9 protein-coding genes are annotated in these 13,194 nt (G+C 58.7%); 3 read left to right on the top strand and 6 right to left on the bottom strand.

Features of this window, described 5'->3' with window-relative positions; genetic code table 11:
• Window positions 1-472: 472 nt before the first annotated feature.
• The 5 genes from ntrC to glnA all read right to left on the bottom strand — a co-directional run bounded on the left by ntrC (window position 473) and on the right by glnA (window position 6,021).
• On the bottom strand, window positions 473-1,909 hold the full coding sequence (gene ntrC, locus J4E42_RS03875; RefSeq protein ID WP_064675450.1) for a nitrogen regulation protein NR(I): 1,437 nt from the start codon (window positions 1,907-1,909) through the stop codon (window positions 473-475).
• Entirely contained in the window at window positions 1,906-2,991 is a 1,086-nt protein-coding gene (glnL, locus tag J4E42_RS03880; protein WP_008024908.1) for a nitrogen regulation protein NR(II), read from the bottom strand. Before glnL ends, ntrC begins: the two co-directional genes overlap by 4 nt.
• A gap of 230 nt (window positions 2,992-3,221) precedes the next feature.
• A complete protein-coding gene (locus tag J4E42_RS03885; protein ID WP_207284653.1) occupies window positions 3,222-3,842 on the bottom strand; it encodes a DUF4124 domain-containing protein in 621 nt (206 codons plus the stop codon).
• Entirely contained in the window at window positions 3,839-4,348 is a 510-nt protein-coding gene (locus tag J4E42_RS03890) for a DUF4124 domain-containing protein (RefSeq protein ID WP_207284654.1), read from the bottom strand. The genes J4E42_RS03885 and J4E42_RS03890 overlap by 4 nt, the downstream gene beginning before the upstream one ends.
• 266 nt (window positions 4,349-4,614) lie before the next feature.
• Window positions 4,615-6,021 (bottom strand): type I glutamate--ammonia ligase, encoded by a 1,407-nt coding sequence (glnA, locus tag J4E42_RS03895; protein WP_008028021.1) that lies wholly within the window; start codon window positions 6,019-6,021, stop codon window positions 4,615-4,617.
• Between the two features lie 330 nt (window positions 6,022-6,351).
• On the opposite strand from glnA, the gene thiI reads away from it, so the two are divergent.
• Both thiI and typA read left to right on the top strand, forming a co-directional pair.
• On the top strand, window positions 6,352-7,806 hold the full coding sequence (gene thiI / locus J4E42_RS03900; protein ID WP_008040995.1) for a tRNA uracil 4-sulfurtransferase ThiI: 1,455 nt from the start codon (window positions 6,352-6,354) through the stop codon (window positions 7,804-7,806).
• Between the two features lie 139 nt (window positions 7,807-7,945).
• A complete protein-coding gene (gene typA / locus J4E42_RS03905; RefSeq protein WP_008028025.1) occupies window positions 7,946-9,766 on the top strand; it encodes a translational GTPase TypA in 1,821 nt (606 codons plus the stop codon).
• A gap of 202 nt (window positions 9,767-9,968) precedes the next feature.
• Here the strand turns inward: typA and J4E42_RS03910 are convergent, their stop codons facing one another.
• The gene (locus J4E42_RS03910) at window positions 9,969-10,409 is read right to left on the bottom strand and encodes a YkgJ family cysteine cluster protein (protein ID WP_085988407.1); all 441 of its coding nucleotides are present in this window, start codon (window positions 10,407-10,409) and stop codon (window positions 9,969-9,971) included.
• A 259-nt stretch (window positions 10,410-10,668) separates the two neighbouring features.
• Here J4E42_RS03910 and J4E42_RS03915 point away from each other — a divergent pair, with 259 nt between their 5' ends.
• Complete coding sequence (locus J4E42_RS03915; RefSeq protein ID WP_008028030.1) at window positions 10,669-13,119, top strand: glycogen/starch/alpha-glucan phosphorylase; 2,451 nt, start codon at window positions 10,669-10,671, stop codon at window positions 13,117-13,119.
• Window positions 13,120-13,194: the final 75 nt, after the last annotated feature.

Below are 13,194 nucleotides of genomic sequence, written 5' to 3' on the forward strand. Positions count from 1 at the left end.
CGCATTGCATCGTGAGCCCGGTGTAAAGAAGGAACCCCTGACCTGCCTGTATCAAGGGCCCCAAAACTGTTTGGGCTCGTCGCAAGTGCGGTGTGAGCCCGATGTAAAGAGGGGAATCCCCGGCCTGCCTGTACCAAGGTCCCCGAAACCGGGTAGTGAACTGAATCACTGAATGGACTATTGCAGGGGGCGTGCCAGGTTTTAACAGCTTGAAACAAACACGCCCTCTGAAACGCCGAAAGCCCCGTATTACGGGGCTTTCGTGTTTTTTCGCCAGGGGTTCGATTGTGAACGCAGGCGGGATTTTGGATCAGTTGGCGTGCGCGATTGCGGTTCACGGTGCATTCAGGCGGTGCACGTTGGCTCCAAAAGCTTCGCGGGCAAGCCTCGCTCCTACAGGTTCGTAAAAATCCTGTAGGAGCGAGGCTTGCCCGCGAATGGATCTATGCAACGATGATGATCTAAAGGCTGATTAACCCTCTTCCCCTTCATCATCATCCCCACCATCCACCTTCATCCCCAATTCCTTGATCTTGCGCGTCAGGGTATTACGCCCCCAACCCAGCAAAACCGCAGCATCACGACGACGACCAGCGGTGTGCTTGAGCGCAGTCTCGATCATGATCCGCTCAAACGCCGGCACCGCGCTGTCGAGCAGGCTTGACTGACCACGCGCCAACGCCTGATCGGCCCACTGACGCAGCGCTTGCTCCCAGTTGGTCACCGGCGCCGAATCCTGCGGCAGGCTCAGCAGCTCTGGCGGCAGGTCGCTGATGTGCACTTCGCGACCCGAAGCCATCACTGTGATCCAGCGGCAGGTGTTTTCCAGCTGACGGACGTTGCCGCCCCACGGCAGGTTCTTCAGGTATTCCTCTGTTTCGCTTTTCAACAGCTTCGGCTCGACCGCCAGTTCTTGCGCGGCGCGGCTGAGGAAGTGTTTGGCGAGGGTCGGGATGTCTTCGCGACGGTCCGACAACCGTGGAATATGAATGCGGATCACGTTGAGGCGGTGGAACAAGTCTTCTCGGAATTTCCCGGCGTGCACCAGGGTTTCCAGGTTCTGGTGAGTCGCGGCGATGATCCGCACGTCGACTTTGACCGGCACGTGGCCGCCGACGCGGTAGAACTCGCCGTCTGCCAGCACGCGCAGCAAACGGGTCTGTGTGTCCGCCGGCATGTCGCCGATTTCATCAAGGAACAGCGTGCCGCCATCCGCCTGTTCGAATCGTCCGCGACGCAGGTTGGCCGCACCGGTGAACGCGCCTTTTTCATGGCCGAACAGCTCGGATTCCATCAGGTCTTTCGGGATGGCCGCCATGTTCAGCGCAATGAATGGCGAAGCCGCCCGTGGGCTGTGACGGTGCAGGGCGTGGGCGACCAGCTCTTTGCCCGTACCCGATTCACCGTTGATCAGCACGGTGATGTTGGAGTGGCTCAAGCGCCCGATGGCGCGAAACACTTCCTGCATCGCCGGCGCTTCGCCGATGATTTCCGGGGTGCGGGTCAGGGCGACCGGGACTTCCAGGCCTTGCTGTTCCTGGGCGTGCTGGTTGGCGCGCTTGACCAGGGACACCGCTTCGTCGACATCGAACGGCTTGGGCAGGTATTCGAATGCGCCGCCCTGATAGGACGCGACAGCGCTGTCCAGATCGGAGTGCGCAGTCATGATGATCACTGGCAGCCGTGGGTGTTGCTCGCGAATCCGCGCCAGAAGGTCCAGACCGCTGGCACCCGGCATGCGAATGTCGGAGATGATCACGTCCGGCTGCTGGCGCGCCAGGCGGCTCATCACGCCATCGGCGCTGTCGAAGCTTTGCGTGGTCATGCCTTCCTGCTGCAAGGCTTTTTCCAGGACCCAACGGATAGAACGGTCGTCATCGACGATCCACACGGTTTCACTACGGCTCATGTCGATGTGGCTCCTTGTTCCAGTGGCAGAAAGATCGAGAAGGTGGTGTGGCCTGGATGGCTGTCACATTCGATCAGGCCCTGGTGCTGGCTGATGATGTTCTGGGTAATGGCCAGGCCGAGCCCGGTACCGTCCGGGCGCCCGCTGACCATGGGAAAGAAGATGGTTTCCTGAAGTTCCGCAGGAATGCCGGGGCCGTTGTCGATGATTTCGATCTTGGTCACCAGGCGATGGCGCACGTGGCCGATGGTGAACTGGCGCATGGCGCGGGTGCGCAGGCTGATGCGACCCAGGCGCAGCTCGTTCTGGCTGCTGATGGCCTGCATTGCGTTGCGCACGATATTCAGGACGGCCTGGATCATCTGTTCGCGGTCGATCAACACGTCGGGAATGCTTGGGTCGTAATCGCGCACCAATGTGATGCAGCCCTGGCTTTCGGCCTCGACCAAGTGGCAGACGCGTTCCAGCACTTCGTGGACGTTGCACATGGCCAGCGATGGCAACTTGTTGGAGCCGAGCATGCGATCGACCAGGTTTCGCAGGCGGTCGGCTTCTTCAATGATGACGTTGGTGTAGTCGCGCAGGCTTTCTTCCGGCAGCTCGCGGGCGAGCAACTGGGCCGCACCGCGAATCCCGCCGAGCGGATTTTTGATCTCGTGAGCGAGGCCGCGCACCAGCATCTTGCTGGTTTCCTGCTTCGATAGCTGCGCCTCTTCCTTGGTGATCCGCAGCAAGCGGTCACGCGGGTGGACTTCCAGCAGCAGCATGGTGGCGCCGTTGGCCAGGATCGGTGTCACCGCGTAATCGACGGTCAGCGTCTGGCCGGTCAGGGCGGTGAGCATCGCTTCGCGTTTGGTGAACGGATGCGCCTGCTCGACCGCCTGGCGCAGGGAATTCAGGGCTTCGGTGGATTCGGTGAACAACTCACTGATGAACTGCCCATGGCTGCGCTGGCCACTGATGGCCAGCAGCATCTCCGCCGCCGGGTTCATGTACTCGAGGCGCAGTTCGGCGTCGAGCAGGATGGTGGCGGTGGTCAGGTTGTCGAGCAGCAATCGATGCAGTGCGTCGCTAATGGTCATCAGGACCTCTTTTGGAGCAGGGCATGCGCGTGAATAACGCGCCGATATGAGGAAAATGCAAAAACCAAACCAAGGCTCCGAAAAGAAGCGTCAAAGGCCTGAAACGGGCGTTTGACGCTCGTTTGCGTGGCGTTCTGCCAGCTTTTGCGGGTACTTTCGAACCAAAATGGGTTGATATTTGGGTACGGTGCAACCTATCGCACCAATATAGTGCGCAAAGCTGAACGAGGTTAGAAGAAACGCAGGAAGGGATTTTTTGGCTCGATGGGTTTGTCCTTGAGCGGACACTCCGGTCGTTGGCCGTAGTCGGTCAGTGTGCAGGGTTTGACCTGGCGTTTTTGTGCGAGGGAAATGCGCAGCATATGGAAGGGTTGATTGGCGGTGCGCTCGACGATGCGGCCGTGTTCGTCGAGGATTTCCACGGACAGGTTGTGGCTGCCACGATCGATGTTGCTCAAGGCGAACACCGGGCTCGGACCCGGTTCAGCGGTGGGCTGCCCGTCCAGCAACAAGCGGTAGCGATGGCCTCGTTGCAGGCCGGGCTCGCTGGTGATGCTGACGATCAGCTCGCCGGCGGTGCTGCGGATTGTGGCGTCGGGCTCGGGAACCAACACTCGCAGCATGTCGTAGCGGAACAGGGGTTTGGTTTCGGTCCGCTTCTCGGCAATCACCGGCGCTGCGCCGGTCGGGTTGGCGGACATGCGGTTGCTCGTCGCCAGCGGCACGCGTTTGGCGTTGCCGGAGCCAGGCTGGTCGGTGAAGACCTGATTGCCCTGTGCGTCGATGTAAGTGAAGACTTCGGCCGATGCGGACAGCGCGATCAGGCAGGCGGCCAGCAGCCATAACCTCACGGCTTGTGCACCCGCTGAACCGTGAAGGTCACGGTCGGACTCTGCTGCACGATGTCTTCCCCGTCGATCACCTGCACCGCGAGGCTGTGAGTGCCGCGATCAATGTTGACCAGTTGCAGGATCGGCACGTTGCTCGGCTGGCCGTAAGGCTGGTCGTCCAGCAGCAGCCTGAAAAGATGCGGGCCTTGCAAGCGCGGCTTGATCAACACGTTGACGGTGAAGGTGCCGTTGTTGGCCCGCAGCGCTTCGGTGGTGGGCAGGTTGGTCAGCTCCAGCACCTCGTAGGCGCTGCGAGGTTGTTCGCGGCTGGTGGCTTCGGCGGGTGGGGCAGGAGGCGCCTGGCGCTCGACGCTGTTGAGCGGCGGCAGTTCGACCGGCTGAGCCTTCACACCGTCGGGTGGTTGATTGCTGTAGGCAGTGTTGCCGGCGGCGTCGGTGTACTTATAAATCTGCGCGGCGGCGGGCAGGGCGATCAACAGCAGGATGAACAGAAAACCACGACCCATAAAATCGACCAGAAACGAAAGCGTTGGGTTGCAGCATAGGTCAGGGTTGGTGATTGACCCAAGTTGTAAACATTTGGGCATGATTTCCCAAGCGCCACAAAACCCTTGTAGGAGCCGGCTTGCCGGCGATGGCGTTCTCACGGGCGCCATCGCCGGCAAGCCGGCTCCTACAAGGGAGGATGTTCATCCAATAAATCGCGGGCACAAAAAAGGCCTCCCGAAGGAGGCCTCTTTTTTGTCACGCCGCTTGCGCAGGCGCTACCGGATCAGCAGCTGTAGTACAGCTCGTATTCCAGTGGGTGTACGAAGGTACGTACCTTGATTTCTTCTTCGCTTTTCAGAGCGATGTAAGCGTCGATGAAGTCATCGGAGAACACGCCGCCTTTGGTCAGGAACGCACGACCTTTGTCCAGCTCTTCCAGGGCTTCTTTCAGGCTGCCGCAAACTTGTGGGATCTCTTTCGCCTCTTCAGGCGGCAGGTCGTACAGGTTTTTGTCAGCTGCATCGCCAGGGTGGATCTTGTTCTGGATACCGTCCAGGCCAGCCATCATCAGTGCTGCGAAGCACAGGTACGGGTTGGCAGCTGGATCCGGGAAGCGTGCTTCGATACGGCGGCCTTTCGGGCTCGACACGTAAGGAATACGGATCGAAGCGGAGCGGTTACGGGCCGAGTAGGCCAGCATTACTGGAGCTTCGAAGCCTGGAACCAGACGCTTGTAGGAGTTGGTCGCCGGGTTGGTGAAGCCGTTCAGGGCCTTACCGTGTTTGATGATGCCGCCGATGAAGTACAGAGCGGTATCGGACAGACCGGCATAGCCTTCACCTGCGAAGGTGTTCTTGCCGTCTTTCCAGATGGACATGTGCACGTGCATGCCCGAGCCGTTGTCGCCGTACAGAGGCTTAGGCATGAAGGTAGCGGTGCGGCCGTAGGCATCGGCCACGTTGTGCACGACGTACTTCAGGGTTTGGGTTTCGTCGGCTTTCTTCACCAGGGTGTTGAACTTGACGCCGATTTCGTTCTGGCCGGCAGTTGCCACTTCGTGGTGGTGAACTTCGACGGTCAGGCCCATTTCTTCCAGTGCGTTGCACATGGAGGTACGGATTTCGTGGTCGTGGTCGAACGGTGGAACCGGGAAGTAGCCGCCTTTGACGCCTGGACGGTGGCCTTTGTTGCCGCCTTCCACGTCCTGGTCGGACATCCACGAGCCTTGTTCAGAGTAGATCTTGAACATGGAACCGGAGATGTCGGACTTGAACTTCACTTGGTCGAAGATGAAGAACTCTGGCTCCGGACCGGCATACACAGTGTCGCCGATGGCGGTGGATTTGAGGTATTCCTCTGCGCGCTTGGCGATCGCACGTGGGTCGCGATCGTAGCCTTGCATGCTCGAAGGTTCGATGATGTCGCAGACCAGGATCAGGGTCGGCTCTTCGGTGAACGGGTCCAGTACGGCAGTGCTGTCGTCCGGCAGCAGGATCATGTCGGAGGCTTCGATGCCTTTCCAGCCAGCGATGGAGGAACCGTCGAACATCTTGCCGACTTCGAAGAAGTCTTCATCCAGCGCGTCGCGAGCCGGCATGGTCACGTGGTGCTGGGTGCCTTTGGTGTCCGTGAAGCGCAGATCAATCCACTTGACGTCATGATCTTTGATGAGTTGAACCGACTTCGACATAGTGTCCTCCGGGTGGCTTCGGGCTTAGTAGTGGATGCCCTTAGAATGTGGGTGATGCCGGCGCGAATACTCTGCCAAGGCAACCTGCCTCACAAGGGAGCAAATTGCATGCCAGTGCCCCACCATGGGTTTTTTGCCCCAATATCACGCTTATAAAGGTGTAAAGCGCATTAATGGGGAAAATCCCGCCCTACAATGTGGCGCTAAAATCAATAAATGACCTGTTTTGGTGCGCGCAAAACCTTCTGCACATTAACTGGTTAAACCTTGAGCAATTTCCGCTATAATCCGCGCCCCCCTTTTTCGGCAGGCCTCGCGCGCGCTGTTTCCATGAAATTAATCGTAAAAGTCTTCCCAGAGATCACCATCAAGAGCCGCCCGGTACGGATGCGTTTCATCCGCCAGTTGGCCAAGAACATCCGTGCCGTGCTCCGCGATCTGGATCCGGCTGTGGTGGTGAACGGCGTGTGGGACAACCTCGAGCTGGAAACCCGCGTCAGCGATCCCAAGGCTCTGAAGGAGATGGGCGAGCGTCTGAGCTGCATGCCGGGCGTCGCGCACTTCCTGCAAATCGATGAGTACCCGCTGGGTGATTTCGACGACATCGTTGAAAAATGCAAGCAGCACTACGGTGATGCGCTGGCCGGCAAGATTTTCTCGGTGCGTTGCAAACGCGCCGGCAAGCACCCATTCAGCTCGATAGATATTGAGAAATACGTCGGCAGCCAGTTGCGCCGCCAGTGCGGTGCCGCCGGGATCGACCTGAAAAAACCTGAAATCGAAGTCCGAATCGAAGTTCGCGACCAACGGTTGTTCGTGATCCACAGTCAGCACAACGGCATCGGCGGTTATCCGCTGGGTGCCCTGGAACAGACGCTTGTGCTGATGTCCGGCGGCTTCGACTCCACTGTGGCGGCCTACCAGATCATGCGTCGCGGCCTGATGGCCCACTTCTGCTTCTTCAATCTGGGCGGAAGGGCCCACGAACTGGGCGTGATGGAAGTCGCGCACTTCATCTGGAAGAAGTACGGCAGCTCCCAACGCGTGTTATTTGTCAGTGTGCCGTTCGAGGAAGTACTGGGAGAAATTCTCGGTAAAGTCGATAACAGTCATATGGGCGTAGTATTGAAGCGTATGATGTTGCGCGCTGCGACCCAAATTGCCGATCGACTGCAAATCGAAGCGCTGGTGACCGGGGAGGCGATCTCCCAGGTGTCGAGCCAGACATTGCCGAATCTGAACGTGATCGACTGCGTGACCGAGAAGCTGGTGCTGCGCCCGCTGATCGCCAGTCACAAGCAGGACATCATCGATCTGGCCAACGAAATCGGTACCGCCGATTTCGCCCGGCACATGCCGGAGTATTGCGGGGTCATTTCAGTCAACCCGAAGACGGCTGCCAAGCGCCACCGGGTGGAGCATGAAGAGAAAGAATTCGACATGGCAGTCCTTGAGCGTGCGCTCGAGAACGCCAAACTGGTGCCGATCGATCGCGTGATCGACGAATTGGGCCAGGATTTGCAGATCGAAGAAGTCAGCGAAGCACTGGCGGGCCAGATCATCATCGACATCCGTCACCCGGATGCCGCTGAAGACGAGCCGCTGGAACTCGGTGGCATTGAGGTACAGACGATGCCGTTTTATGCATTGAACGCTCGTTTCAAGGAACTGGACCCTACTCGCCAGTACCTGCTGTATTGCGACAAAGGCGTGATGAGTCGCCTGCATGCCCACCATTTGCTCAGTGAGGGGCATGCCAATGTGCGCGTTTATCGACCGAGCTAAGAGCCCGGGGCTGTTTGCCTGTGGCCTGCGTCATCGGCCCCCCGACTCTGCCGTCAAGCTGTAACGGCAAGGCCTGACTCTACTGTTAATCGCTGCCAAGACTTGTCAGCACACCGAATCCTCTGATCGAGATACACAAGTGATCGAAAATCTACGCAACATCGCCATCATTGCTCACGTTGACCATGGTAAAACCACCCTGGTAGACAAACTCCTGCGTCAATCCGGCACTCTGGAGCGCAACGAGCTCAACGACGAGCGCGTGATGGACTCCAACGACCAGGAAAAAGAGCGCGGTATTACCATTCTGGCGAAAAACACCGCCATCAACTGGAACGGCTACCACATCAACATCGTGGACACCCCGGGCCACGCCGACTTCGGCGGCGAAGTTGAACGCGTAATGTCGATGGTTGACTCCGTTCTGCTGCTGGTTGACGCTCAAGACGGCCCTATGCCGCAAACCCGTTTCGTGACCAAGAAGGCTTTCGAAGCCGGCCTGCGTCCGATCGTGTGCATCAACAAGGTTGACCGTCCAGGCGCGCGTCCGGACTGGGTTCTGGACCAGATCTTCGACCTGTTCGACAACCTGGGTGCCACCGAAGAACAGCTGGACTTCAAAGTCGTCTACGCCTCGGCCCTGAACGGCATTGCCGGTCTGGACCACACCGACATGGCTGAAGACATGACCCCGCTGTACCAGTCGATCGTCGACAACGTACCTGCGCCGAAAGTTGACCGTGAAGGCCCGTTCCAGATGCAAATCTCGGCACTGGACTACAACAGCTTCCTGGGTGTTATCGGTGTTGGCCGTATCGCTCGTGGTAGCGTCAAGCCGAACACTCCGGTTGTCGCCATCGGCGCCGACGGCAAGAAACGCAACGGCCGTATCCTGAAGCTGATGGGTCACCACGGTCTGCACCGTATCGACGTTGAAGAAGCGTTTGCCGGTGACATCGTGTGCGTGAGCGGTATGGACTCGCTGTTCATCTCCGACACCCTGTGCCAGCCGGACAACGTCGAGGCGATGAAGCCTCTGACCGTTGACGAGCCAACCGTTTCCATGACCTTCCAGGTGAACGACTCGCCTTTCTGCGGTAAAGAAGGCAAGTTCGTGACTTCCCGTAACATCAAGGAACGTCTGGACAAAGAGCTGCTGTACAACGTTGCTCTGCGCGTTGAAGAAGGCGACTCGGCTGACAAGTTCAAGGTTTCCGGCCGTGGTGAGCTGCATCTCTCGGTACTGATCGAAACCATGCGTCGCGAAGGCTTCGAAATGGGCGTTGGTCGTCCTGAAGTGATCATCCGTCAGGTTGACGGCGTGAAGCAGGAACCGTTTGAAAACGTCACCATCGACACCCCTGAAGAATCCCAGGGCAAGGTCATGGAAGAGATGGGTCTGCGTAAGGGCGACCTGACCAACATGGTGCCGGATGGCAAAGGCCGTGTGCGTCTGGAATACAACATCCCTGCTCGTGGTCTGATCGGTTTCCGTAACCAGTTCCTGACCCTGACCAACGGTGCTGGCATCCTGACCTCGATCTTCGATCGCTACGACACCATGAAGTCCGGCGACATGTCCGGTCGTCAGAACGGTGTTCTGGTATCGGTAGAAACCGGCAAGGCTCTGACCTACTCCCTGGAAACCCTGCAGGCACGTGGCAAGCTGTTCGTTGAACACGGTCAGGAAATCTACAACGGTCAGATCGTTGGTCTGAACAGCCGTGATAACGACATGGGCGTCAACCCAACCAAAGGTAAGAAGCTCGACAACATGCGTGCTTCGGGTAAAGACGAAACCATCGCTCTGGTTCCACCTGTTCGCTTCACCCTGGAACAGGCCCTGGAATTCATCCAGGACGACGAGCTGTGTGAAGTTACTCCTAAGTCCATCCGTCTTCGCAAGAAGATCCTGGACGAAGGCGAGCGTACCCGCGCTGCCAAGAAAGCCAAGAACTGAGTTTTAGTTCAGGCTGAATGAAAACGCCCCCGGTCGAAAGGCCGGGGGCGTTTTTGTTTGTCTGCGATTTGTGTGGTGTTTTCACCGGCCCCTTCGCGGGCAAGTCGGATCGCCGCATCGCTCGCTCCTACAGGTTATGCGCTGCCCTTGTAGGAGCGAGGCTTGCCCGCGAAGGCGCCCGTTCAGGCGCCCATATTCCGGATCAGAATTTCTCGAGAGGCCGACGGCTGCTGCTGGTCTCGCGCGCCACTTCCTTCGGCTTGTAAGCGCAATACCCAGGTCGCGGCCCGATCTTCGGGTGGTTGCGGCAAGTATCCGGGCGCTTTTCATAAATAGTGCACAGACGGCTCTTACGATCCAGGTACAGGCAATCGTTGTTGCTCATGCGCTGGAGGGTGAAGATCTCGGTCTTCTGGCTGTAACGCTCGACGATCCCTTCCTTCTGCAAACGCTTGGCGATGTTCTTCGCCGGTTCGCCGCGCTCGAACTCGTCGACGATGCCGATGCGGATCAGATCCTTGATCTTGACCTCGACCGGCAGGGTGCAGCAGCTGGATATGCAGGAACCGCACATCGGCGCAGAGTATTTGGCCCAGGTATCGAGACGATCGATCTCTGCGGCGGCGATCAGGTTGGGCTTCATCATCGGTTGTTACCAGCGTGTGCATCAGGGCGCGCGATCATACCGGGACTGGTGGATTTTTGAACAACCTTTCGCCAGATTTTTTTAACTGTGGTCAACAACACGTGAATTCCGGCACGGCCCCTGCATTGATTCAGGTACACGACAAGGTAATGCCGACCTATCTCGCACTAACAGGAAAAACTGCCGAACCAGAGCCTCTACCGCCTGTCAGACCGTCTAGGCTCAGACAACTCAAAGCTCGCTCGAGGTCTTATCGATGACTCAAGAACCACTTGTTCGCGAAGCAGAGGTGGCCGCATTCCGCGACGCCGTCTTGACCAAACTCACCTACGCGGTGGGTAAAGACCCGGATCACGCCTTCGACCACGACTGGTTCGAAGCCATTGCGCTGGCGGCGCGCGATCACATGGTCGAGCACTGGATGGACCACACCCGGCAGATCTACCGCAAAGGTCAGAAGCGGGTTTATTACCTCTCCCTGGAATTTCTCATCGGCCGGCTGCTCTACGACAGTTTGAGCAACCTTGGCCTGCTCGACGTCGCCCGCGAAGCGCTGACCGAACTCGGCGTCGATCTCGAACGTATCCGCCTGCTGGAACCCGACGCCGCCCTGGGTAACGGCGGCCTCGGTCGTCTGGCGGCGTGCTTCATGGAAAGCATGTCGACCCTCGGCATCGCCGGCCACGGTTATGGCATTCGTTATGAGCACGGCTTGTTCCGCCAGGCGATTGTCGATGGCTGGCAGCAGGAACAGACCGAACACTGGCTGGATTTCGGCAACCCGTGGGAATTCGAACGGCCAGAAGTGGTTTACCCGATCGGCTTCGGCGGCAGCGTCGAAACCGTGACCGACTCAAACGGCAAGTCCAAGCAAGTCTGGTCCCCGGCGGAAACCGTGCGCGCCATTGCTTATGACACCCCGGTAGTCGGCTGGCGCGGGGCGAGCGTCAACACGCTGCGCCTGTGGCGTGCCCGCGCGATGGAAGATTTGCACCTTGAGCGCTTTAACGCCGGCGACCACCTCGGCGCGGTCGCTGAAGTGGCGCGGGCGGAAAGTATCTCTCGCGTACTGTACCCGGCGGACAGCACCGAGGCCGGCCAGGAACTGCGCCTGCGCCAGGAATACTTCTTTGTCGCGGCATCTCTCCAGGATTTGCTGCGCCGTCATCGCAACATGCACACCTCGGTGCTGACCCTGGGCGACCACGCGGCAATCCAGCTCAACGACACTCACCCGTCCATTGCCGTGGCCGAACTGATGCGCCAATTGGTCGATGTCTACGACGTGGCGTGGGACGCCGCGTGGCAGGTCACCGTCGACACGCTTTCGTACACCAACCACACGCTGTTGCCGGAAGCGCTGGAAACCTGGCCGGTCGGTTTGATGGAGCGGATGCTGCCAAGGCACATGCAGATCATTTACCTGATCAACGCCCAGCACATCGATTCGCTACGCGCCAAAGGCATTCACGATTTTGACGTGCTTCGCGCGGTATCGCTGATCGAAGAGGACAACGGTCGCCGTGTGCGAATGGGCAACCTGGCATTCCTTGGCTCCCACAGCGTCAACGGCGTGTCCGGGTTGCACACGCAACTGATGCGCAAAACCGTGTTCTCCGAACTGCACAAGCTCTACCCGGAGCGGATCAACAACAAGACCAACGGCATTACCTTCCGCCGCTGGCTGTATCAGGCCAACTCGGAATTGACCTCGATGCTGGTCGATGCCCTCGGCCCTGATCTGTTGGATAACCCGGAGGAGCGCTTGCTCGATCTGGAACCGTTCGCGGAAAAAGCCGCGTTCCGCAAGGCCTTCGCCGAACAGCGCCTGCATAGCAAAAAAGCGCTTGCGTACATCATTCACGAGCGCCTTGGGGTTGCGGTCAACCCGGCGGCGATGTTCGACGTGCAGGTCAAACGGATCCACGAATACAAACGTCAGTTGCTCAACTTGCTGCACACCGTCGCGCTGTATCAGGCGATTCGCGCCGAGCCGGAAATCGACTGGGTGCCGCGAGTGAAGATCTTCGCCGGCAAGGCCGCCGCCAGTTATCACCAGGCCAAGCTGATCATCAAACTGACCAACGACATCGCCCGGGTGGTGAACAACGACCCGACTGTGCGCGGCTTGCTCAAAGTGGTGTTCCTGCCTAACTACAACGTCAGCCTGGCGGAGAGCATCATTCCGGCGGCGGATTTGTCCGAGCAGATTTCCACCGCAGGCTTCGAAGCGTCGGGCACCAGTAACATGAAGTTCGGCCTCAACGGCGCGCTGACGATTGGCACGCTGGACGGTGCCAACGTGGAAATGTGCGAGCGCATCGGCGCCGAGCACATGTTCATCTTCGGCCTCAGCGCGCAGCAGGTTGAAGCGCGCAAACAGAATCATGAATTCAATGCGACGCCGGACATTGCCGCGTCCCATCGGCTCAATGATGTGCTGCAAGCGATTCGTGGCGGGGTGTTCTCGCCGGATGATCCGTCCCGTTACACCGGCTTGATCGATTCGCTGATCGACTACGACCGCTTCCTGGTCTGTGCCGATTTTGATTCCTACTGGGACGCGCAGATGCGTGTTGAAGCCCATTGGCACGACTCGAACGAGTGGTGGCGTTCGGCGGTGTTGAACACGTCCCGGATGGGCTGGTTCTCCTCCGACCGGACCATTCGCGAGTACGCGACGGATATCTGGAAAGCATTGGAGTAACTTTTAGCCACAAATGTGCGCAAGGTCCGACGGTTGTTGGACCTGGCCGATATACTAAGCACCAGTTTGCCAGAT

The organism is Pseudomonas sp. FW300-N2A2 (assembly GCF_017351735.1).
GTDB lineage: Bacteria > Pseudomonadota > Gammaproteobacteria > Pseudomonadales > Pseudomonadaceae > Aquipseudomonas > Aquipseudomonas migulae.